General features: G+C 61.5%; 22 protein-coding genes. 15 read left to right on the top strand and 7 right to left on the bottom strand.

Annotated elements, in window-relative coordinates; all coding sequences use genetic code 11:
• Position 1: 1 nt before the first annotated feature.
• On the bottom strand, positions 2 to 1,834 hold the full coding sequence (locus QN219_RS01500) for a tetratricopeptide repeat protein (RefSeq protein WP_283997422.1): 1,833 nt from the start codon (positions 1,832 to 1,834) through the stop codon (positions 2 to 4).
• On the opposite strand from QN219_RS01500, the gene QN219_RS01505 reads away from it, so the two are divergent.
• Entirely contained in the window at positions 1,826 to 1,990 is a 165-nt protein-coding gene (locus tag QN219_RS01505; RefSeq protein WP_283997423.1) for a hypothetical protein, read from the top strand. The genes QN219_RS01500 and QN219_RS01505 overlap by 9 nt on opposite strands.
• Here QN219_RS01505 and QN219_RS01510 read toward each other — a convergent pair.
• Complete coding sequence (locus tag QN219_RS01510) at positions 1,987 to 3,003, bottom strand: polyprenyl synthetase family protein (RefSeq protein ID WP_283997424.1); 1,017 nt, start codon at positions 3,001 to 3,003, stop codon at positions 1,987 to 1,989. The two genes, QN219_RS01505 and QN219_RS01510, sit on opposite strands and share 4 nt — an antisense overlap.
• Positions 3,004 to 3,112: 109 nt before the next feature.
• Here QN219_RS01510 and QN219_RS01515 point away from each other — a divergent pair, with 109 nt between their 5' ends.
• The 12 genes from QN219_RS01515 (at position 3,113) to QN219_RS01570 (ending at position 13,850) form a co-directional block, all read left to right on the top strand.
• A complete protein-coding gene (locus tag QN219_RS01515) occupies positions 3,113 to 3,334 on the top strand; it encodes a DUF2007 domain-containing protein (protein ID WP_283997426.1) in 222 nt (73 codons plus the stop codon).
• A 52-nt stretch (positions 3,335 to 3,386) separates the two neighbouring features.
• Positions 3,387 to 4,160, top strand: a complete 774-nt coding sequence (locus tag QN219_RS01520; protein ID WP_283997428.1) for a tRNA1(Val) (adenine(37)-N6)-methyltransferase — start codon at positions 3,387 to 3,389, stop codon at positions 4,158 to 4,160.
• Between the two features lie 85 nt (positions 4,161 to 4,245).
• Positions 4,246 to 5,112, top strand: coding sequence for a S49 family peptidase (locus QN219_RS01525; RefSeq protein ID WP_173510674.1), 867 nt, complete (start codon positions 4,246 to 4,248; stop codon positions 5,110 to 5,112).
• Between the two features lie 118 nt (positions 5,113 to 5,230).
• Entirely contained in the window at positions 5,231 to 5,422 is a 192-nt protein-coding gene (locus QN219_RS01530; protein ID WP_283997430.1) for a hypothetical protein, read from the top strand.
• Between the two features lie 114 nt (positions 5,423 to 5,536).
• Entirely contained in the window at positions 5,537 to 6,499 is a 963-nt protein-coding gene (locus tag QN219_RS01535) for a glycine--tRNA ligase subunit alpha (protein ID WP_173510672.1), read from the top strand.
• Between the two features lie 514 nt (positions 6,500 to 7,013).
• Positions 7,014 to 7,562 carry a LemA family protein gene (locus tag QN219_RS01540; RefSeq protein ID WP_283997431.1) on the top strand — a complete coding sequence of 183 codons (549 nt, stop codon included), beginning with the start codon at positions 7,014 to 7,016 and terminating at the stop codon, positions 7,560 to 7,562.
• 22 nt (positions 7,563 to 7,584) lie between these two features.
• On the top strand, positions 7,585 to 9,522 hold the full coding sequence (locus QN219_RS01545; RefSeq protein ID WP_283997432.1) for a DUF2207 domain-containing protein: 1,938 nt from the start codon (positions 7,585 to 7,587) through the stop codon (positions 9,520 to 9,522).
• Positions 9,523 to 9,624: 102 nt separating this feature from the next.
• A complete protein-coding gene (glyS, locus tag QN219_RS01550; protein ID WP_283997433.1) occupies positions 9,625 to 11,790 on the top strand; it encodes a glycine--tRNA ligase subunit beta in 2,166 nt (721 codons plus the stop codon).
• A 97-nt stretch (positions 11,791 to 11,887) separates the two neighbouring features.
• Complete coding sequence (locus QN219_RS01555; protein ID WP_405052075.1) at positions 11,888 to 12,421, top strand: AraC family ligand binding domain-containing protein; 534 nt, start codon at positions 11,888 to 11,890, stop codon at positions 12,419 to 12,421.
• Positions 12,343 to 12,717, top strand: coding sequence for a cupin domain-containing protein (locus tag QN219_RS01560; protein WP_283998232.1), 375 nt, complete (start codon positions 12,343 to 12,345; stop codon positions 12,715 to 12,717). Before QN219_RS01555 ends, QN219_RS01560 begins: the two co-directional genes overlap by 79 nt.
• Positions 12,704 to 13,333 carry a LysE family translocator gene (locus QN219_RS01565; RefSeq protein WP_283997434.1) on the top strand — a complete coding sequence of 210 codons (630 nt, stop codon included), beginning with the start codon at positions 12,704 to 12,706 and terminating at the stop codon, positions 13,331 to 13,333. The genes QN219_RS01560 and QN219_RS01565 overlap by 14 nt, the downstream gene beginning before the upstream one ends.
• Before the next feature lie 31 nt (positions 13,334 to 13,364).
• Positions 13,365 to 13,850, top strand: a complete 486-nt coding sequence (locus QN219_RS01570; RefSeq protein WP_283997435.1) for a DUF523 domain-containing protein — start codon at positions 13,365 to 13,367, stop codon at positions 13,848 to 13,850.
• Positions 13,851 to 14,039: 189 nt separating this feature from the next.
• Here QN219_RS01570 and QN219_RS01575 read toward each other — a convergent pair whose 3' ends face one another.
• From QN219_RS01575 to QN219_RS01595, 5 genes are all read right to left on the bottom strand, one after another.
• Positions 14,040 to 14,564 carry a plant virulence effector HPE1-like domain-containing protein gene (locus QN219_RS01575; protein WP_283997436.1) on the bottom strand — a complete coding sequence of 175 codons (525 nt, stop codon included), beginning with the start codon at positions 14,562 to 14,564 and terminating at the stop codon, positions 14,040 to 14,042.
• Between the two features lie 266 nt (positions 14,565 to 14,830).
• Positions 14,831 to 16,102 carry a phosphoribosylamine--glycine ligase gene (gene purD, locus QN219_RS01580; RefSeq protein ID WP_283997437.1) on the bottom strand — a complete coding sequence of 424 codons (1,272 nt, stop codon included), beginning with the start codon at positions 16,100 to 16,102 and terminating at the stop codon, positions 14,831 to 14,833.
• A gap of 201 nt (positions 16,103 to 16,303) precedes the next feature.
• Positions 16,304 to 18,676, bottom strand: a complete 2,373-nt coding sequence (locus QN219_RS01585; protein WP_283997438.1) for a bifunctional diguanylate cyclase/phosphodiesterase — start codon at positions 18,674 to 18,676, stop codon at positions 16,304 to 16,306.
• On the bottom strand, positions 18,673 to 19,713 hold the full coding sequence (locus QN219_RS01590) for a spermidine/putrescine ABC transporter substrate-binding protein (protein ID WP_283997439.1): 1,041 nt from the start codon (positions 19,711 to 19,713) through the stop codon (positions 18,673 to 18,675). The genes QN219_RS01585 and QN219_RS01590 overlap by 4 nt, the downstream gene beginning before the upstream one ends.
• Before the next feature lie 162 nt (positions 19,714 to 19,875).
• Entirely contained in the window at positions 19,876 to 21,072 is a 1,197-nt protein-coding gene (locus QN219_RS01595) for an MFS transporter (RefSeq protein ID WP_283997440.1), read from the bottom strand.
• A 110-nt stretch (positions 21,073 to 21,182) separates the two neighbouring features.
• Between QN219_RS01595 and QN219_RS01600 the strand changes: the two genes are divergently transcribed.
• Both QN219_RS01600 and QN219_RS01605 read left to right on the top strand, forming a co-directional pair.
• The gene (locus QN219_RS01600) at positions 21,183 to 22,034 is read left to right on the top strand and encodes a helix-turn-helix transcriptional regulator (RefSeq protein ID WP_283997441.1); all 852 of its coding nucleotides are present in this window, start codon (positions 21,183 to 21,185) and stop codon (positions 22,032 to 22,034) included.
• A gap of 122 nt (positions 22,035 to 22,156) precedes the next feature.
• Positions 22,157 to 22,960, top strand: a complete 804-nt coding sequence (locus QN219_RS01605) for a MipA/OmpV family protein (RefSeq protein WP_283997442.1) — start codon at positions 22,157 to 22,159, stop codon at positions 22,958 to 22,960.
• Positions 22,961 to 23,021: the final 61 nt, after the last annotated feature.

Here is a 23,021-nt window from a genome sequence, read left to right on the forward strand (position 1 = left end):
CTCAGGATTTCTTGTCCGGTGTCGCGGTCCCGGGACCCGTCCTCTTCGGCAATGTTTCCTTGGCGTCGGCTGCGGCCGGAACCCGCGCCTTGAGCGGCGGCAAGCCGTTTTCGATCTTCGCCTTGATCTTCGGAATTTCCGATTCTTCGGGTTTCAGCTCAAGTGCCTGGTTCCACTGGAACACCGCTTCGAGCTTGCGCCCGACCCGCCAGTAAGCATCGCCGAGGTGGTCGTTGATCGTGGCGTCGCCGGCCATCAGTTCGGCCGCGCGCTCGAGTTCGGTCACGGCATCATCGAACCGGTTCATGCGGAAATACGCCCAACCGAGCGAATCGACGATGTAGCCGTCATCGGGCTTGAGCTCGACCGCCTTCCGGATCATGTCGAGGCCCTCTTCGAGGTTTATGTTCATGTCGACCCAGGAGTAGCCGAGATAATTCAGGACCTGCGGCTGATCCGGATTGAGCTCCAGTGCCTTGCGGAAATTCGGTTCCGCCTTCTCCCAGATCTTCTGCCGCTCGTAGGCGATGCCGCGCTGGAAGAAGACGGTCCAGTCGCCGCGCTTCGGCACAGGGCCGATGGCCGCGACGGCTCGGTCGTAAAGTTCGCCCATCTCCTTGTAGTCCTTGGCGTCCGACAGAACGCTGCCATAGGCGAGATAGCTGCGGATATTCTTGGGATCGACGTCGATCAGCGCCCTCAGGTGCTTCTTGGCCTCTTCGACCTTGCCGATGCTGGCAAGGCTAAGTCCGAGTTGAAGCTCGGAGAGGCGGCGCATCGGCGAGCCTTCCGGCACGCTCTTGTAAAGCGCGATCGCCTCTTCCTCCTTCTTCAGGTTTTCGGCAATCCCGCCGAGCATGACGAGGATGTCGGCACTTTCCGGATCGAGCTGGCGTGCGGTCTGCAAATAGAGCGAAACGACGTCTTCAGCGCCTTCGCGGTTGAGCGCGCCTCCGATCGAAAAGAGCACCGCTGCGGCGCCTTGCACGGCGTTGCGAACCTGCTGCTCCTGGGGCTTGCCTTCCTCGATACTCTTTCTCAGCGCCTCGAGCGGGGTGTAGTTGTTGACCATGCCTTCGCCGACAGCAATCGTATCCAGGGCCTTTTGCTTGTTGCCCTCACGAGCCTCGAAACGGGCGAGCGCCTCTACCGCACGCATGAACGTGTCCGGGGCGGCGCTGCCGCCTTCGCGGTCGAGAATGGCGTCGTTGAGGCGTGCGCGGGCCGCTGCCTTGTCGCCGGCGGCAAGCGCGATCGCACCGGCGTGATAATTCTTGAAAACGCGGAACCATTCAGGGCCGTCAAGCGCCTTGATCTGCGCCAACGCCTCCTTCGGCCGACCTTGACCGAACTTCGCCCATGAGGACAGAAGCGTATTCATCAGCCGGTCGAGATCGTTCGGGCCGTCATAGGCCAGCAGCTTCTGGGCGCTGCGGTATTCGCGCTTGCGGATCGCTTCGATCGCGCGGACGACCGTCGTGATGCGTTCGACAGCCGGGTCGGACTTCAGATCCTCGGCGATCTTGACGCCATCGTCAAGCTTGCCTGCCATGAGCAGCGTGATCATCAGCCGCTGCTTGACGTCGCTGTTGTTCGGTTCGAACTGCAGAGCGATCTTGTAAAGTTCGGTTGCTGAGGCGAAGTCGCGATCCACGTCGGCCGTGCGGGCGGCAAGAAAGGCGCCGGAAAAGGTGTCGACAGATTTGATGTCGAAAGGCTTCGCGTCTTCGACCGCCGCCTTTTCCTCGGCGAAGGCCAGATAGCTGCCGGTCACCGATGCAAGGGCCAGCAGTGCCGCGCCGCCAAGAAGGCGAAGGAGTGTATTTTGCCGCATATCAAACCTTTCATTGCCGACGGTGCGTTTGCCACACCATCGCTGGGTGTTCCGGAAATCGATCGGAAATTGCCGGAAGCAAGTTTTGAGGAACAGAATGGCTTTTTTGGCGCAATGCGGCAAGAAATTCCTAAAGTAAATTGCCTGCCGGTCTAGCTTACCCGATCGATGCAGAAATCGATCACTTCGACCAGTGCTGACTTCCAGGGGGACGCCGGCAACGGTGCAAGGGCGTCACGCGCGATCGTGCCATAATGCTGCGCACGCGCAATCGTGTCGGTAAGCCCGCCATAGCGCCGGATGAGGCCTAGCGCTTTTTCCAGATTTGGGCCGTCGTTGTTGCCGCCTTCGATGGCTTCCCGCCAGAAGGCGCGATCCTCCGGCGTGCCGCGCCGATAGGAAAGAATGACCGGCAGCGTGATCTTTCCTTCGCGGAAATCATCGCCGACGTTCTTGCCGAGATCGATCGAGGAGCCGCCGTAGTCGAGAACGTCGTCGACCAATTGAAAGGCGAGACCAAGGTTCATGCCGTAGGACTTCAGCGCGTTGCGGTCAGCCTTGCTGGTTGCTGCAACGATCGGTCCGACTTCCGCTGCCGCGGCGAAGAGTGCCGCCGTCTTAGCGCGGATGACCTGCAGGTAGTCGTCTTCGGTCGTCTCCATGTTCTTGGCGACCGAAAGCTGCAGGACTTCGCCCTCGGCAATGACCGAGGCTGCCGTTGAAAGCACGTCGAGCGCCTCGAGTGAGCCCACATCGACCATCATGCGGAACGCTTGACCAAGCAGGTAGTCGCCGACGAGCACGCTTGCCTGGTTGCCCCAGATCGTGCGTGCCGTCGATTTTCCACGCCGGAGATCGCTTTCGTCGACGACATCGTCGTGCAACAGCGTTGCCGTGTGCATGAATTCGACGCTGGTCGCGAGCTTGATGTGGGCGTCGCCCTCGTAACCGAACATCGAGGCGGCGGCGAGCGTCAGCATGGGGCGCAGGCGTTTGCCGCCGGACGAAATCAGGTGGTTGGCGACCTCCGGTATCATCTGGACATCGGAGCCGGCCTTGGACAGGATGAGCTGGTTGACCCGTTCCATGTCGGACATGGTCAGGTCGACGAGCGGCTTCACAGACGCCTGTTTGTTTTTCTTGTCTTCCAGCGGTATCACTACGCCCAACGCCCGGACTCCTGTTTCGTTGTCGATTTCGACAATAGAAAGAGGGCTTTCAGGCGGCAAGAGGCGAATTGCCCCGCTTGCTTGAAATAAGACAGGAAAACCGAGCCGGATGAAAGAACTGATCCGCACGAACGACGCCGTACTTCTCTCCTTTGCCGAAAGCCTGATGAAGGACGCCGGCATTGGCTGCTTTATTGCCGATCAGGGCATGAGCATCCTGGAGGGTTCGCTGGGACTTTTGCCGCGCCGTTTCCTGGTTGCGGAGGATGACGCCGACAGGGCGCGGCGGATCCTGATCGATGCAGGCCTGGAGAGGGAATTGCGGCAGTGACTTCGGCCTTCCTGCTAACCGCTCGCGACCTTCCCTTTGGAAGGGCAGGGCAATGACGACGATGCCGGAAACGGTGGATGCGTTCCACAGGGGTAGGTTTCACCTGATCCAGCCGCTGGGCCAGGGCCATCGCGCCGGCATGGATGCGATGCTGCTCTCCTCCCTCGTGGCCTGCCGCGACCGTTGCCGCGTGGCAGACCTCGGCGCCGGTGCGGGCGCCGCCGGCATGGCGGTCGCCTCGCGGCTCGACGATGCTGAAGTGCTGCTGGTGGAGCGTTCGGCCATCATGGCCGGCTTTGCCCGTCGCAGCCTCGCATTGCCAGAGAATGCACACTTCGCATCAAGAGTCGCGGTGCTCGAGGCCGACGTGTCGCTGAGCGGCAAGGCACGCGCCGCCGCCGGTCTGCCGGATGACGTCTTCGATCATGTGATCATGAACCCGCCGTTCAACGACGCCGCGGACCGGCAGACGCCGGACAGTCTCAAGGCAGAGGCTCACGCGATGACCGACGATCTTTTCGAGGCGTGGATCAAGACCGCCGGGGCGATCATGAAGCCGGGCGGACAGCTGTCTCTCATTGCCCGGCCGGAATCGATCGCCGAGATCATCGCGGCATGCGGTCGGCGCTTCGGCGGCATAGAGATCACGCCGCTTCTTCCACGTGCGGGCGAGAATGCCGTGCGCATCCTCGTGACAGCGATCAAGCAGAGCCGTAAGCGACTGGCTCTGCGCGCGCCGCTCGTGATGCATGACGAGGGAACACACCGCTTTTCTCAGGAAGTGGATGACCTCAACAACGGGCGCGCTGCCTATCGCCGCCGGTAATAAGACGCAAGGTGCGAAAACGGGCATTGCGTTTGTGACGGCAGTGCATACATGCAGATCAGGTTTGTGACTGGCAGGAGTTGAAATGGCCGGATTCTTTAAAAGGCTGATGCCGAGGCGGTTTCGCAGGGATGGGGTGACGATTCCGGCGATCCGGCTTCACGGCGCGATCATGGCCGGCGGCGGCCAGTTTCGCCCGGTCCTCAATCTCGCGACCGTCGCCCCGCTTTTGGAAAAGGCCTTCTCACTCAAAGACGCCCCGGCCGTTGCCATCTCCATCAATTCGCCTGGTGGCTCGCCGGTTCAGTCGCGCCTGATTTACCAGCGCATCCGCGACCTCGCCGAAGAAAAGAAAAAACGCGTTCTGATCTTCGTCGAGGACGTGGCCGCGTCCGGCGGCTACATGATCGCGCTTGCCGGCGACGAGATCATCGCCGATCCGACTTCGATCGTCGGCTCGATCGGTGTCGTCTCCGGCGGCTTCGGCTTCCCGGAACTCCTGAAGAAGATCGGCGTCGAACGGCGTGTCTACACAGCCGGCGAAAACAAGGTCGTGCTTGATCCGTTCCAGCCGGAAAAGGAGCGTGACGTCGAGTTCCTCAAGAGCTTGCAGATCGAGATCCATGACACGTTCATCCAGATGGTGAAGACCCGCCGGGGAACCCTTCTCGCCGATCATCCCGATATTTTTTCCGGCCTTTTCTGGACAGGCCGGCGGGGGCAGGAACTCGGCCTCGTCGACGCTCTCGGCGACATGCGCGGAGAGGTGAAGCGACGTTATGGAGCAAAAGCACGGCTCGAATTGATCCAGCCGGCACGCAGTCTCTTCGGCCGCCGCCAACCGGGTGCGGCCGTTGCCGGCGCAATCGCGGCGCCCCTGGCCGCGTCGGCCGCCGCCGGCCTCGCCGACGCACTCGAAGAAAGGGCGCTGTGGGCGCGATACGGGCTTTAGATCCGGCTCCTCCACCCTCGCATCTGGTCAGGCGTACAGGGTCGCTGTTACACTTTGAAAGGCTGCATTGCTTCGCCGGCACCGCGTTCGATCGGATGAAGCGTGCAGAGGAGGAACGATGCCGCAGATTATCCTGCTCCTGATTATCGGTATTATCGCCTGGATCGGATATCGGAAATTCATTGCCGACGCCGAGAAGCTGGCGCGGCAGCGCGAGCGGCTGCGCCGCGAGCAACAGACCGGCGCCAATGGAACCCTTGTCAAGGACCCGAAGACCGGAGAATACCGCCTGAAGCGCGACGACGAGTGAAGGTTCACGCCTTATCCCTGACCTGGATCAGGACACGGGATCGGGCAAGACGCTTGACCCCTGCCGTGCGGCATGGCACCTGTCCGGCAAATTTCGAAGAATTCGGACGATCCCATGACCACCGCCTCCCTTCCGGACCACATGAACCCGAAGCGCTCCTTTCAGGCCCTGATCCTGACGTTGCACAACTATTGGGCCGACAAGGGTTGCGCCGTGCTGCAGCCTTACGACATGGAGGTTGGCGCCGGCACATTTCATCCGGCGACGACGCTGCGCGCGCTCGGGCCGAAGCCGTGGCGTGCGGCCTACGTCCAGCCGTCACGCCGCCCGACCGATGGACGCTACGGCGAGAACCCGAACCGGCTTCAGCACTACTACCAGTATCAGGTGCTTCTGAAGCCGAATCCATCCAACCTGCAGGAACTCTATCTCGGCTCGCTCGAGGCGATCGGCCTCGACCCTCTGCTGCACGACATCCGCTTCGTCGAGGATGACTGGGAGAGCCCGACGCTCGGCGCCTGGGGCCTCGGCTGGGAATGCTGGTGCGACGGCATGGAAGTGTCGCAGTTCACCTATTTCCAGCAGGTCTGCGGCATCGAATGCTCGCCCGTTGCCGGCGAGCTGACCTATGGTCTGGAGCGCCTGGCCATGTATGTCCAAGGTGTCGATAATGTTTACGACCTGAATTTCAACGGCCGCGAGGGTGCCGAAAAGATCAGCTATGGCGACGTTTTCCTGCAGGCCGAGCAGGAATATTCGCGGCACAACTTCGAATATGCCAACACGACGATGCTCCACCAGCATTTCATCGACGCCGAAAAGGAATGTCTGGCTCTGCTTGCCGCCGGGGCGCCGGGCGACAGCAGCAACAACCGCCTGCATAAATGCGTTTTCCCGGCCTATGACCAGTGCATCAAGGCGAGCCACGTCTTCAACCTGCTGGATGCGCGGGGCGTGATCTCCGTCACGGAGCGCCAGAGCTATATCTTGCGCGTTCGCACGCTGGCAAAGGCCTGCGGTGAGGCGTTCCTGCTGACTGACGCCGGCGGTGCGAACTGGAGCAGGGAAGCAGCATAGTCGGCGGGCTGCCAGCTTTCGTCCATCTCGTTCGTTCGTGCGGCCAGCTCCGGGCATTCGGGCGGGCGATCAGATCGCTCGCAAGGGCGCGAATCCGACCACAGAAAACCTGTTGCCGGAAATTCACCGGATGATCCTTGTCCGGCGTAGGTCTGTAGCGCCCGACGCACGCCGCTCGGCCTGTCGCTATGGCTTCCGCCCTCGTACGCAACGAAGAGGGCTGTGAAGGCGATCGCGTTGATGAGAGTAGAGAGCGTATTCATGGCCGTGGGCTTTGCGTCTTGAGTTCTTCGATAAGACGACTTTCGCCGATCGCCGGTTTCGCCGCCGTTCCCGGCGGAACAGCCTCATTTCTGCCGGCCGCGAATATTCCGATCGCCGGGTTTTGCACTCAGCGTCGAGCCGACGGGCCGCTTCCCAAGTTCGCGCTCACCCATTGCTTTGATTGCAAAAATGCCTTTCAAGCTGGAAAGCCGGCGGCTAATCTCTGGCGGATTCTCAAGGAGGGGCTTTCATGATCGGGCTGGCAATCGGCGTCGCGGTGATCCTGTATCTGGTTTTTGTCTATAACGGCCTCGTGAAGGCGCGGCAGGTCGCTGAAGAGGCCTGGTCCGGCATCGATGTCCAATTGAAGCGGCGCGCCGATCTGATCCCCAACCTGATCGAGACTGTGAAGGGGTATGCGGCGCATGAAAAGTCGACGCTCGAGGAGATCGTCGCATTGCGCAATCGAGCGCAGACGGTGCCGCAGGGCGATGTCACCGCCCGTGCGGCGGTGGAGGGGGCGCTTTCGCAGGCGCTCGGCAAGCTGTTTGCGCTCGCCGAAGCCTATCCGGATCTCAAGGCAAACGAGAATTTCGCGGAACTCCAGCGCTCGCTGGAGACGATCGAGGGCGAGATCCAGATGTCGCGGCGCTATTACAACGGCGCAGCCCGTGACCTCAACGTCAAGGTCGAAAGTTTCCCGTCCAATCTGATCGCCAACTCCTTCCGCTTTGCCAAGGCCAGCTATTTCGAGATCAACAACGAAGCGGATCGGGCAGTGCCATCGGTCAAATTCTGACGGTGCGGAAAAGGAAATTGCGATGAAGCGGTTTTCCGCAGCGCTTGCACTTGTTCTTCTCGTGTTTGCTTGGCCGCTGGCCGCATCCGCGGAAGAGATTATCTCGTCCTACCATTCGGTCATCGAGGTCGCGAGGGACGGCACGCTCACCGTGACCGAGACGATCACGGCCAATGTCGAGGGCAACCAGATAAAGCGCGGCATCTATCGGGATTTCCCGCTGACCTTCGTCGACGCGGACGGCCGCCGCAGCAAGGTGGATTTCGACCTCGTCTCGGTCGAGCGCGACGGCGAGGAAGAAGCCTACCGCACTGAGGCGATCAGCGGCGGCATCCGTATTTACACGGGCAAGGCCGACGTGTTTCTGCCACGTGGTGAACACACGTTCCAGATTACCTACGAGACCGGCCGGCAAATCCGATTCTTCGACGATCACGACGAACTCTATTGGAATGTGACGGGAACCGAGTGGGCCTTCCCGATCGAGGAGGCAACGGCCACTGTGACGTTGCCGCAAGGCGTGAAGTCGCAAGCGCTCGACGTCTTCACTGGCGGTTACGGCGCCACAGGAAAGGATGCTCGGGCGGTGGAGGAGGGCAACGAAATCTTCTTCGCCACCACGCGCCGGCTGCGCCCGCAGGAGGGCCTGACGATCGCGGTCAAGCTGCCGAGGGGCAGCATCGACCGGCCAAGCGCCTCTCGGGAAAACATCTGGTGGCTGCGTGATCACCTGGCCCTGATCATTGCCGGTGCAGGCCTGGTCCTCGTCACCCTCTACTATGGGCGCGCCTGGGTGCGTGTCGGTCGGGATCCGGCGCGCGGCGTGATGGTGCCGCGCTGGGATGCGCCGGACGGAATTTCGCCGGCGCTGGTAAATTACGTCGACAACAAGGGCTTCTCCGGAGAGGGGTGGACGGCGCTGTCGGCCGCCGCGCTCAACCTGGCGGTCAAGGGACACGTCGTTCTCGAGGACCTGAAGAAGGCTATCGTCATCACCGCTACGGGCAAGGCGGGAGCGGAAAAGCTGCCGACCGGCGAGGCGACGCTGATGAGGGCGATCGGGGCGGCCGGTGGCAAGCTCACGATCGATCGGGCTAACGGGACGAAAGTCGAGGCGGCGGGATCCGCCTTCCGCAGTTCGATCGAGCGGGAACATCGCGGCAAGTACTACCGTTCCAACACCGTTTATGTCGTCGGTGGTGTCTTTCTTTCACTCATTGCCCTAGCGGCGCTCGTCATCTTCGGCGATCTCAGCGAAGAAAGCATTCCGCTGATCATCGTGCCGGTTTTCATCGCCTTTTTCGTCTCGATTTTCGCCGTGTCGTTCGGCAAGTCGTTCCGGCGCGGATCGAGCCTGACGCGCCGCATCATGTCGATCGTGGTGCTGGCCTTCATCGGGTTCGTGCTTTTCACGGTTTTTTCGAGCGTCCTTGTCGTCATTTTCTCCGTCACCGCGCCGGACGAACTGCCGCTGCTCTTTGCCGTCGGCGGCATCGTGCTCGTCAATGTGCTCTTCTTCTTCCTTATGGGGGCGCCGACGCCACTCGGCACGCGGATGATGGACGGCATCGACGGGCTGCGGCAATACATGACGCTCGCCGAGAAGGACCGGATGAACCTCCAGGGCGCGCCGGAAATGTCGCCCCGCCATTTCGAGACGCTGCTACCCTATGCCGTGGCGCTCGGCGTGGAAAAACCGTGGACGGAGACGTTCGACCGCTGGCTGCTTGCCGCGTCGGCAGGCGCCGCCGCTGCCGCTGCATATCAGCCGAACTGGTATCACAGCGATTCCTTTGGCCCCGGTTCATTTGGCGACAGGATCGGCGGGTTTGCCGGTTCGATGGCGGATACCATGACGTCGTCCTTGCCGCCGCCGCCCAAGAGCTCGTCCTCGGGCTTTTCCTCCGGCGGAGGATTTTCCGGTGGCGGCGGCGGCGGTGGTGGCGGTGGCGGCTGGTAATGCTGAGGAGCGGCCAATTTCCTTGCCGGGCTTGGTGACTTTTTCATCGGAGCTTGCTAAGTCCGCCGCAACCGTCCGGAACAGAACAAAGTCCAGAGTCCCATGCCCGATCTTCTTATCGAACTGCGCTCCGAAGAAATCCCCGCCCGCATGCAGCGCAAGGCGGCCGGCGACCTGAAGAAGCTTGTGACGGACGCGCTGGTCGAGGCAGGTCTGACCTATGAAGGCGCGCGCGAACACTGGACGCCGCGCCGGCTGACGCTCGACATCCGCGGCATGAATGCGCGCTCTGCCGATATTCGCGAGGAGCGCAAGGGCCCGCGCACCGACGCGAACGAAAAGGCGATCGAAGGCTTCCTGCGTGGCGCCGGCCTTTCCTCCATCAGCGAGGCCCATGTCCATAGCGACCCGAAGAAGGGCGATTTTTACGTCGCTCATATCCTCAAGCCGGGCCGGCCGGCCGAGGAGATCATCGCCGAGGCGATGCCGCCGATCATCCGCAATTTCCCATGGCCGAAATCGATGCGCTCCGGTGCTGCCTCCGCGAGACCTGGAAGCCTGCGCTGGGTTCGCCCGCTCCAGTCGATCGTCTGCACCTTTGGTTCCGAGACGGAGGAAACCACGGTAATTCCGTTCGAGGTCGACGGCATCGTCGCCTCCAACGTGACCTATGGCCATCGCTTCCATGCGCCGGAGGCGATCACAGTTCGCCGATTTGCCGATTATGCCGAGAAGCTCGAGAAGGCGAAAGTCGTGCTCGATGCCGAGCGCCGCAAGGAGATCATTGCCGCCGACGCTCACAACGTCGCCTTCGCCAGCGGTCTTGAGCTCGTCGAGGACGATGGCCTGCTCGAGGAAGTGTCGGGCCTCGTCGAATGGCCGCAGGTGCTGATGGGAAGCTTCGAGGAGAGCTATCTCGAAATCCCGTCGGAGATCATTCGCCTGACGATCAAAACCAATCAGAAGTGCTTCGTCACGCGCGAGCCGGGCGCTGAAACGCTGTCGAACAAGTTCATACTCGTGTCGAATATCGAGGCCAAGGATGGCGGCAAGGAAATCGTCCACGGCAACGGCAAGGTCGTGCGCGCGCGCCTTTCGGATGCGGCGCATTTCTGGAAGCGGGACCAGGGCAACCTGCCGGATCTCGACACGCTCACGCTGTCCGCGGTGAAATTCGGGCTCGACCTCAAGAAGCCGCTCGACCAGCGCATGGCGAAGCTCGATGCGTTGAATGTCACCTTCCACGCCAAGCTCGGAACGCAAGGCGAACGCGTTGCCCGCATCCGTGCGCTGGCCGCAGAACTTGCCAGTGTCACCGGTGCTGATGTGGCCCAGGTCGACCGCGCCGCCGTGCTCGCCAAGGCGGATCTGCGCACCGAGGCAGTCGGGGAATTCCCCGAACTCCAGGGCATCATGGGTCATAAATATGCGGTGCTGCAGGGCGAAACGCCCGTCGTCGCCAATGCGATCGAGGATCATTACAAGCCGCAAGGTCCCTCCGACCGCGTGCCGACCGACCCCGTTGCGGTGACGGTCGCTCTTGCCGACAAGCTCGACACCCTCGTCGGCTTCTGGGCGATCGACGAAAAGCCGACGGGCTCGAAGGATCCCTATGCATTGCGCCGAGCCGCACTCGGCGTGATCCGTCTCATCCTGGAAGGTAAAACGAGGCTGTCGCTTCGGCCGGCTTTCGATGTTGCGCTCGCAGGGCTCAAGGCACAGAGGCCGGAGGTCGCCGGCGATGTTTCTGCCGACCTTCTCGCCTTCTTCCACGACCGATTGAAAGTCTACCTGCGCGATCTCGGTGCCCGCTACGATCTGATCGACGCGGTGTTGACATCGGACGCCGACGATCTGCTGCTGATCGCGCGGCGCGTCGAGGCCCTGACGGCCTTCATCACGGCCGAAGAGGGAAAGAACCTGCTGGCTGGCACCAAGCGTGCAACGCAGATTCTGGCGGCGGAGGAGAAAAAGGGGACGGAGGTCGCCGCTTCCGTCGACGAACGGCTGTTCAAACTCGACGCCGAAAGAACTCTTCACGCATCGATCAAGATCGCAACCGGCGATGCCCGTGACGCGATCGTGAAAGAGGATTTCCGCTCGGCGATGGCGGCGTTGTCGAAACTGCGTGAGCCGGTCGATCAATTCTTCGATGATGTCCTGGTGAATGACGAGGATGTGGAGATCCGGGCCAATCGCCTGGCATTGCTGGGGCTCATCCGCTCTGCTACCGGGGCGGTCGCCGATTTCTCGAAGATCGCGGGATAGCAAGTATAGCCGTCCTCACGGTCGCCGCTACCCGCCTGACGCGCGCGGGGGCCGCATTGCATCGACAATCTACAGCAATTGCCCTATCTCGTAGGGCATGACGAGCGGCCAACCGAGCGCAGGCGCAGGCATCATCGAACCGCCGACCCTTGGGCGGCGAGGCGACTGGATTGCCGTTGCCGAAGACGCGGTGCCGTTCGAGCGCATCGAGGCTTTCTTCGCCGGGCACGCCTACGAGCCGCACCGGCACGATACCTACGCTATCGGACAGACGCTTTCAGGCGTCCAGAGCTTCCGCTATCGCGGCGCCGACCGCTTCAGCCTTGCCGGCAGAACGATGGTGCTTCATCCCGACGAAGTGCACGATGGCCATGCGGGCAGCGACGACGGTTTCCGCTATCGCATGATCTACATCGAGCCGGCGGCTATCCAGAGTGTTCTGGGTGGCCGTCCGCTGCCCTTCATCAAGGGCGGCATTTCCCCCGATCCGCGGCTCTTTGCGGCCGTTCGCGCGCTGCTTCCGGCGACGGACGCCCGCATCGAAGCGCTGGAATTCGGCGACGGCCTTTTCGAACTTGCTCATGCGCTCGAAGCGGCAGCCGGCGCTTCGATCAGTGGCAGCCGCGCGTGATCGCCGAAATCAACGACTACCAGGTCAAGATCGTTCGCATCGAAGGCGATTTCGTCTGGCACGATCATCCGGAAACGGACGAGGCGTTCATCGTGCTGGACGGCGCGCTTCGGATCGATTTCCGCGACGGTTCTGTGACCGTCAGCCCGGGCGAGATGTACGTCGTGCCGAAGGGAGTCGAACACAAACCCTTTGCGGCAGGCGAAGTGAAGATGTTGCTCATCGAGCCGCGCGGCGTTCTGAACACTGGCCACGAGGGCGGCGAGCGCACGGCTCGCAACGATGTCTGGATTTGATATTGGCGGCGCGACAATGGCCGGCGATCTCGCTCTCCTGGTCCTTGCGGCGTTGCCGCTGATGGGCAGTCCCGGTCCGGCGACGCTTAGTCTCGCCGGCATGGGGGCAGCCCACGGCATACGCCGAAGCGCGCGTTACGCCGCGGGTGTCAACATCGGTACAATTGCTGTTGTCCTCGCGATCGCTGCGGGCGTAACCGCCCTGATCCTCGAGGTGCCGGGGATGAAGACGGCGCTCACGGTTCTCGCCGGCGCATATATGATCTATCTCGCGTGGCATATCGCCACTGCGCCGCCGGTTGCCGCTCATGAAGAGGGCTCAGGCGCTCCTTCGTTCCTCAGCGGATTTGTGCTCGCGATCGCCAATCCCAAAGCCTATGCGGCGATCGGCGCTGTTTACTCCGGCAGCACAAGCGACCTGGATCAGGGCGTCGACGGCGCAATCGCGAAGGTTCTCGCGCTCACTCTCATTGCGGTTGCCGTCAACACGACGTGGCTCTCCTTTGGAGCGGCTATCGCAACGGTCCTGCGCGACCCATGGAAGGCACGCATCGCCAACCTGGTCTTTGCCGTCCTTTTGCTCGCCTCCGTGGCCTTGCCATTGCTCGCCCCTTGAAAGGACCTGCGGCAACCGTCTATGAAGCGGTATGACTGCCAAGATCCTCGTCAGCGCCTGTCTAATGGGCCATGCGGTGCGCTACGACGGCGCATCGAAACCGCTTTCTCATCCGGCGATCGATCGCTGGCGTGAGGAGGGCAGGCTTGTCACGATCTGTCCCGAGATGTCGGCCGGCATGCCGGTTCCGCGCCCGCCGGCGGAGATCGAGCATGCGCAGGTAGGTGCCGACGTGCTTTCGGGGAACGCCCGGGTGGTTGAAAGAACTGGCCGGGATGTGACAGACGAATTTGTCCAGGCGGCCGAGAACGCCTTGGCGCTGGCGCTCGACACTGGCTGTCGATTTGCACTGTTGATCGACGGCAGTCCGTCTTGCGGTTCAGGCTTTATCTATGATGGCAGCTTCAGCGGCGCGCGGCACCCGGGCATGGGTGTTACCGCCGCGCTGCTGCGGCAGAACGGCATCGAGGTTTATTCCGACAGCGAGATAGAGCTTCTGGCCGCCAAAGCTGGGTGAGGCATGGGCAAGGTGAGGCATGGGCTGGATGAGGCGACGGCAGGATGAGGAATGCGTCTGGCGTATATCCCCAAAAGATTGCGCCCCTGCTTCTCTCAGGGGCGCAATCTCTCGCCATTGCAGCGAATACCCGTCAGCCGTGAAGTCAGGGGTCAGCTGGACGGGGCAGGGAACTGTATTTATATGGTTTTAGTCTAGCCGAAGTTCGAATGCGGCTGGATCAAATTCCTGTGAGTTGTCCTTGGCCATCGATGCTGCAACGGGTTCTGCATGCGAGATCGCATGAACGGCGGCGGTTTTTGCCGTCTCGTCGATTTGCGGGGAGATGGTGCCACCCGTCGCGGGTTGGCGCAGGTCGATGCCCATCGAGGCGCTCGCAGTCGCCGACCCGCCAGTCTTCGTCGCCGCGGCTCTCACGACCTCCTCGGGTGCCTTGCTGACGAAGACGACCGGGGATCCGCCGAGCCAGGCTTCGGTGCGCACCAGCTTCACCTCGCCACCGATTTCCTTGAGCTCGATCTTGTCGGTGCCCGGAGTGATCTCGGGGACGACATAGGAGGATTTCTTCTTCGGCTGCAGCGGCGGGCAGTCCGCGCAGGAAACCGCAGCGACGCTGGAGTTGACAGCCTTGCCGGAGACGACGTCCTCGATTGAAGATGCAGCGGCCGTGCCGGCGAGAAGCGCGAAGGCACCGGAGATGAGCAGGGAACGCATTGGATTCTCCTCGAAACTGTCGAGGACGACAATATGGCTTTTCCCTTACCTTCCCGTCAGGAGGATCGCTAAAAATTGACCGATGCAGGCTTTTCGCTTACAGCGCCGCGCATGTTTTATCCTTATATCGGCTACGATTTTAGGAACGTGCAGTAGAGCGGGGCGAGGAAAACTGTGCATGGTTTTCCGCTCCGCATCCCGCTCTAACTCATTAGAATCGATCGCGTTTGTGACGTCGGGTCGACTCGACCCAAAATCATCGTGATCTAGGCGGTTTCCCGCGCGACCGCGCGCCAGCCGATGTCGCGACGATAGAATCCGTTTTCCCATGAGACACCGCGCAGCACCGTATAGGCCGCGTCCTTGGCGCTGCTGACGCTGTCGCCCATAGCTGTGACGTTCAGCACGCGGCCGCCGGTTGCAACCAACTGATCGTCCCTTATCGCCGTGCCGGCATGAAACACCTTGGTGGTTGCGGATTCGTCTGGCAGGGCAGTGATCGGCGTGTTCTTCTCGTAGGCGCCGGGATATCCCCGCGAGGCCATGACGACAGTCAGCGCCGCCTCGTCGCGCCAATCAACGCTCATTTCGCCAAGCGTTCCGGTCGCAGCCGCGTAGAGCAGCGGCAACAGATCGCTCTTCATGCGCATCATCAGCACCTGGCATTCGGGGTCGCCGAAGCGGACGTTGTATTCGATGAGTTCCGGGCCGTTTTTGGTGATCATCAGCCCCGCGAAGAACACGCCGGTAAACGGGTAACCGCTTTCGGCCATGCCGCGCATCGTCGGCTCGATGATCTCCTTCATCGTGCGCTCGACCATTTCGGCAGTCATCACCGGTGCTGGCGAATAGGCGCCCATGCCGCCGGTGTTGGGCCCCGTGTCACCGTCGCCGACGCGCTTGTGATCCTGGGCCGAAGCAAGCGGCAGGACGTTCTTGCCGTCGCAGAGGCAGAAGAAGCTTGCTTCCTCGCCATCGAGATAGGCCTCGACGACGACTTCGGCACCAGCGGACCCGAAGGCGCCGGCAAAGCACTCATCGACAGCGGCGAGGGCTTCATCGAGCGTCATCGCGACGGTCACGCCCTTGCCGGCGGCAAGTCCGTCGGCCTTGATGACGATCGGTGCGCCTTGTTCCCGCACATAGGCCTTCGCCGGTTCCGCTTCAGTGAAGCGTTTGTAGGCGCCGGTCGGAATTCCGTATTTCGCGCAGAGATCCTTGGTGAAGCCCTTGGAGCCTTCGAGCTGGGCAGCGGCAGCAGACGGGCCGAAGACCGCAATGCCCGCGGCGCGGAGCGTGTCTGCGAGCCCCGCAACGAGCGGCGCCTCCGGACCGACCACGACGAAATCGATCGCCGTTCTTCGGCAGAAATCGACCACGGCCTGTTGATTGTCGACGTCGAGTGCGACGATCGCCGCTTCTTCGGCGATGCCCGGGTTGCCCGGCGCGGCATAGAGCGCGGTCAGTTTCGGCGATTGTGCGATTTTCCATGCAAGCGCGTGTTCGCGTCCGCCCGATCCGATCAGAAGAACCTTCATTGCCACCCTCGCCATCAGCTGCTGCATGATTCCTTAAATCGAGATCGATTTAAGAACAAAATCGTGCAGAAACTCAAAGTTCTACAGCGTCCTTTGCGCATCTGATTACACGCGCGGCGCTGTAATTGCTGCGCTGCGGTTAGGACGGCAAGCGGGGTAAGGTCAAGGAAAAAGCGGCAGCCGCGGTGGATTCAAGGGAATCTAGCGGGCGACCGTCCGCCGGTCTTCGGCAGCGCCTTCGGCCGCTTCGGCATCAGGTCGCGCCATTCGGGTCAGCGCCCAGATTCCGAGATCGTCGAGCGAAAGCGGTTTGCTGATCAGATAGCCCTGGAACCGGTCGCATCCGGCTGCGGTCAGCATCGCAAGCTTTTCCGGCGTATCTACGCCTTCGCCGACCACCGCCATGTCCTTCGCATGGCACAGGGCGACGACGGCCTTGAGGACCGGCAGGGATTGCGATGCGGTCAGGTTTGAAACGAGTGCTCGGTCGAGTTTGATCGTATCCGCGGCATAGTCGATGATCTGCTGAACCGACGTGTAGCCGGCGCCAAAATCATCGATCGAAAGCCGAAAACCCTTCTGGCGCAGGTCCTCGATGTTCCGCCGCAACTGGTCGCTGACCTGGACCGCGAACGTCTCCGTCAGCTCGACGTCGATCGACTGCGGCTGAAGTCCATGGCGTTCAACGCAGTCCGAGAAATAGTCGCTGATCGACCGCGAGTGCAATTCAGCGGAGGAAATATTGATCGCCAGCACGGTCTCGGGGCCGAAAAGCGCTTTCAGCTGGCGGCAATCGGACATTGCCTTGTTGATGACCCACCAGTCGATCTTGGAAAACAGACCCGAGCTTTCCGCAATCGGGACGAATTCGTCCGGGGTGACGTTGCCGAGAACGGGGGAGTGCCAGCGCAGCAAGGCCTCGCAGCCGGTGACGCGGCCTCTCGTATCGACGATCGGCATGTAGACCAGGTGAAACTGCTCGTCCGGGTCGAGTGACCGCAATTCCTCCTGGATCTGGCGCAATCGGGTGCGTTTGTCGTTGAGAGCGCGGGAGAACCGGCTTGAGCGGTTCTTGCCCGCGCTCTTGGCCTGATACATGGCGGCGTCGGCATTGGAGATCAGTTCGGCGACATTGCTCGCGTCGTCCGGACAGATCGCCGCGCCGATGCTTGCCGTCACCGGATAGCGCTTGCCGGTAACCTCGAAACCATCGTTGAACAGCGCGAGAATTGCGCCAGCGATTTCCCTGACGGTGCCGTCGCCCGGTCTTGAGCGCACCAGGACGGCAAATTCGTCGCCTGACAGGCGGGCGAGGATTGCAGGCCTTTGTCCCCGTCTTTGGGTGATGGCATCGACATGGTCTGCAAGTCGGGCGGCAAGCGTCTTCAGGAGCTCATCGCCGACTTCGTGACCATGCTTGTCGTTGACGAATTTGAAGTTGTCGATGTCGATGAATAGCAAGCTGCATTTTTCGCCGGATGCAATGGCTTCCTGAACAACGCCGGCGGCAAGCGTATTGAAGTGACCCCGATTGCTGATGCCGGTTAGTGTATCCGTCCAGGAGCTTCGCTGGACGAGTTCCAGCGAATGCACCGACTGGCGATGCAATTCGCGGATGTTGCGGGTGAGGCGCCCGATTTCGCCTGCTTCGTCCCGATCCGCTATCTCGGCGCGCGCGCCGACCATGACCGCCATGACATTGGCGTCGAGCGTTGCGATCGGCTCGGTAATGAAGCGCCGGATAAGGACGACGATCAGCCAGATGGAGAAAAGGCCCATGGCCACGGCGCCAAGTGCAAGCAGCACTTTCTGGCGCAGCATCTGCCTCTCGAAATGCGAGTCCGAAATCGTAAGCGTCGCGTGAAGTGCCGGCCCGAGAGGGGCACTAGCCGAAAGATCGTCGGTAACGGCGAGCGGCCATGGCTGGAGAACGATGTCGGCGCCATACTCTTTCTTCAGCGCGGTCTGCATTTCGAGGAACCGATCGGGCTGCACGGCAACTTGCATCAAAAGTGCGTTCGCCTTGTTGCTGGGCAAAGGGCGGCTGAGAGTGATCGGGTCGATGAACTGGGAGTAGACGATTCTTGGGCTTCCGCCGCTATCGTGAAGATAGGTCCAATCCGTAAGCTTGGTGCCCCTGATGAGTTTCCTTGCCAGTTCGATCTGTGCGTCATCGACGTCCGCAAAAGGATCCCAACTGTTTTCGAAGTAATATTCCGTTTCCAGCTTGGAGGTCAGAATGATCAATGAGACGAAGCCCATCGGATCGTCCGAGAGCGACTTTACACTCTCCTGCAGGCGCACGCCGAGCGCGTTGGCGCGATAGGTCCTGTCTGTTTCGGACACGAACTGACGCAGCGCATTGCCGTTCAGCAAAGCGTTGAGAAAGCTCCTGCTCCGCCGGATCTCGCTTTGAAACACCGCGGCTGCATGTTCGAGTCTTTGCGACAGCTTGGCGTGTTCGAGCGCCCGGATCGATCGGCTCTGGGTGATGTGGACCGAAAAGGCCGCGAGCAGGTAACCCGCAAGCACCACAGGGAAGATGAGGAAAAGTGCGCGCTTGCCGAGTGTCACTGGAAATTCGCCAACGTGCTGATGATGCGCCGGCGTGCTTGCACCGACTGGATGGAAAGTTCTTGCTGATATTGGCTCTTCGCCAATATTTCCGGAGGAGGATAGACCGCCGGGTCGGAGCGCATCGCTTCGGGCAGGAGTTTGAGTGCCGCGCTGCTTGCCGTCGGCATGGTCAATGTCATCGCGTTTGCGGCAGCGCTTTCCGCGGAACCGATGTAATCGAGGAATTCCAGCGCCCGCCGCTTGTTCGGCGAGCCCGACGTCGCTGCCATGCAGTCGAGCCAGGAGAGCGTTCCTTCTTCGGGGACCGAATAGCGCCAGAGACCCCTTACGCCTGCCTTGCCGTTGAGCACATGCTGGTCACCGCTGTAGCCGAGCGCCATGTGAATGTTTTCGCCGATCGCCGGGTTCTGGATGGATGTGATCACATAGTCGTAGGTCAGCACCGACGGAGCCTGTTCCTTCATGAGGTCGAAGGCGGCCTTCAGCGTTTCGTTGTCGTTGGCATTGATGGAGGCGCCAAGCAGCACTAACGGCGCGACGAAGGCCTCGTTGTGGTCGTCGAACATGGCGACATGCTTCTTCAGCGCCGGTGCCGGGCGCATCAGATCCTGCCAGGAGGTCGGGCGCTCCGTCACGATATCGGAGCGGTAGAGAATGCCCATGGTGCCCCAAAGATAGGGCAGGCCGTGTCCGGCGCAGCGCTTGCGCCATTCGGGCGCATAATCCTTGAGCGAGGGTAAATTGGCCTCGGTGAGCGGTTCGAGCACACCCCTCCTGCCGAACAGCGCCGCACCGTTTTCGCCGACGACGACCACATCTATGTTGCTGCCGGGATCCGCAAGGATCTCGTCGCGAGCATCGCCGCTGTCATAGTTGACCTGATGGATCGCGACTCCTGTCTTTTCCGTCCAGCGGTCGATGATCTCCTGGTCGATGTAGGATTCCCAGATGAGCAGATTGAGCGTTTCGGCGCGAGCAGCGGACGCGTGTACCAGCGTCGCCAGGAAGCCGGAAATAACTGCGCGCCCTCTCATTTTCTGCCTCTGCCCAAGCCCCCATCCGGTGACCGTAACCTGCAATAATTTATGAATGATTACAGAGGGCCGCGCCGGCAGAAGCAGATTTCGGCGCGGCCGGCAACGAGACGGGACGGCGCTCCCGGGTGGCCCGCCGGGGGCCCCCCAGGATGGCACATCCTATCTCGCCGGGATCTTCGGTAGCAGCACCGTAAGAATGCCCAGCAACGGCAGGTAGGAGCAGATGTTGTAGACGAACGCGATGCCCTCCCGGTCGGCGAAGATGCCGAGAACCGCGGCGCCCATGCCGCCGAAGCCGAAGGCAAAGCCGAAGAAGACGCCAGCGATCAATCCCACGCGACCAGGAACGAGCTCCTGCGCGAAGACGACGATGGCCGAGAAGGCAGACGAAAAGATGAGACCGATGAGAACGCTCAGCACGCACGTCCAGAAAAGGTTTGCATAGGGCAGCATGAGCGCGAACGGGATGACGCCGAGGATGGAAAACCAGATGACGAAGCGCGCGCCATATCGGTCACCGATCGGTCCGCCGAGGAAGGTTCCGGCGGCCGCCGAGCCGAGGAACAGGAACAGCATCAACTGGGCCTGTTGCACGCTCGTGCCGAACTTCTCGATGACGAAAAAGGTGAAATAGCTGGATATGCTGGCGAGATAGACGTTCTTCGTGGCGGTCAGCAAAACAAGGATGGCGATTGCCCAGAGGACGCGAGCTTTCGGCAAGGGAAGCGCGCGGTTCGGTGCCGGCCGGTTCATGGTCATGCGGCGGTGCCGTACGTACCACGTGCTGACCCAGGAAAGGACAAAGAAGCCGGTGATCGCAACGATCGAGAACCAGGCAAGACTGCCCTGGCCGAACGGAATGACGATGAAGGCCGCAAGCAGCGGCCCCAGCGCGCTCCCGGCATTGCCCCCCACCTGGAACAGCGATTGTGCCAGTCCGTGGCGGCCGCCAGATGCAAGCCGGGCGACGCGGGAAGATTCAGGATGAAAGATCGCGGAACCGACACCGATCAGGCTCGCCGCCACGAGAAGCATCCAGAAGTCACCGGCGCTCGCGAGGAGGATCAGCCCGGAGCAGGTTGAAAGCATGGCCACGGGCAGTGAATAGGGCAGGCCCCACCGGTCGGTAACAATCCCGACCGCCGGCTGCAGCATCGATGCGGTCAATTGAAATGTGAAGGTCAAGAGGCCTATCTGGACGAAGTCGAGCGCGTAGTTCGCCTTCAGCAGCGGGTACAGTGCGGTCAGCAGCGACTGCATGACATCGTTCAGCATGTGGCAGAAGCTGACTGCGAGAATGACGGAGAAGGCGGTCTTTTCGGGATTGAGGCTGCCCGTCGACGTAACCGAAGCCATGAGATATTTCCTTACGAACGGCTCGTTCCTGAAGTCTTTGGGTCATCTCTAGACGGCTTGTCGCTGGCCTGCTTTTGTGATTTGGTCCAATTCTTTCGCGAGTGGGCCAAATGCCGGAATCGAGAAGAAATCACCTGTCGCAAATGCCGGATGCAGACCATTTCAGAAGCTTGGAGCGGATCGAGAAAGCGAACGCCCCCGTTCTAGCGATCGGCAAGGACTATGGTTCCGGGCTGAAGGTTCCTCTGCACAGCCACAGCCGAACGCAGTTGTGGTGGGCGCGTCACGGCGTCGTCCTCGTGCATACGCCGGGCGGGCGCTGGATGATTCCTCCTGGGCACGCCTTGCTTATTCCCGCCGGCACGGAACACTCGGCCGAGATGGTGAGCGATGTCCGGATGCATTCGATCTACATTTCCGCGGACGCCAGCCCCGCGGACCGGCCGCTGGTGCTGGAGATCACCGCGCTCGCCGCCAGTCTCATTGACGCGCTCGTCGGTGCTGAAAGCGAAGAATCATCGGAGCGAAGGGAGCAATTGATCATGGATCTCTTGCTGGCGGAGATCCCGCGTCTTGCAGAGCGGCCGTTGGGCTTGCCTTTCCCGCAGAACCAGCGGCTTGCCTCGCTGTGCCGGCAGTTCCTGAAGGCACCGTCAGCGACTGCCACCATAGATCAGTGGGCCGATCGGATGGGCATCAGCCGCCGCTCCTTCACGCGCCTTTTTCGACAAGAGACCGGCATCAGCTTCGTCACCTGGCGACAGCAGGCTTGCATCTTCGGCTCGCTGCCGCGCATCGCTGACGGCGAGCCGATCATCGTCGTGGCGCTGGATGCCGGCTATGAGAATGTCGCGGCGTTCACGACCATGTTTCGCCGAATGCTTGGGGCGCCGCCAAGCCTCTATCTGCGGGCCAATCGGGTTGACAAGATGCCATGGGAAACGAAAGCTGAATTGACCTAGTTAACGGAATCGTAGGAACACACCGCCGATAAAGCGGCAGTGTGTCACATCCGACCTTTCCCCCGCGCTCGTGCCCCGGTACGATCCACCCGCTTGGCGAATGATTCACCCGGAGTTGTTCATTGCGTATCCGTATCGCTTTTCTTTCTGGTGCTTTTTTCTTGCTGGCCGGCACGGTTTCGGCGGGAGACGGCCGCTATATGTGGTCGGGTGACTGGTATCTGAAGGTCGGTGCGGCGGGCTTCATCGGTCCGAAATATGAAGGCGCTTCGGACCGGATGTTTCAGGCGGCTCCCTTGGTCTCGCTCGGCAAGGCCGGCAGCAGCGTGCGCTTCTCCTCGCGCAACGACAACATGTCGTACGGGTTTCTCGATCAGGGCGGGATCCGGGCAGGCGTCGTGGGCAAACTGATCTTCGAACGTGACGAGGATAGATCTAGCGATCTGGAGGGCCTCGATCCCGTCAAGTTCGGCGGCGAAATCGGTGGCTTCGCCGAGGTCTATCCGACCGACTGGATGCGTCTGCGCGCCGAGGTTCGCCAAGGTATCCGCAGCCATCATGGTGTCGTCGCAGACGTGGCGGCGGATGCCTTCGTCGATGTCAGCAGCACGGTACGGGTTTCCGGCGGTCCTCGCCTGACCGCTGCGACAAGCGATTATTTCGACGCCTATTACGGTGTGAACAATAGGGAGTCGGCCGCATCCGGCCTAAGCACCTATGACCCCGGCGGCGGCATCCACTCCGCCGGCCTCGGTACCGCGATCACCTGGCAGGCGACTGAGAAGCTGGAGACCAGTGCCTATGCCGAATACCGGCGATTGATGGGGCCAGCCGCGGATTCGAGCCTGGTGCGCGAACATGGCAGCCGCAACCAGCTTCTGGTCGGGGTTTCCGCGACTTATCGCTTCGACTTTACTCTTCCCTGACTGTCAGCGGCTGTGAAACGGAGCGCCGCCGCTTGACCACCCGTCCTCGGGGAGCCAAACA

The sequence above is a fragment of the Sinorhizobium sp. 8-89 genome (assembly GCF_030124325.1).
GTDB lineage: Bacteria > Pseudomonadota > Alphaproteobacteria > Rhizobiales > Rhizobiaceae > Sinorhizobium.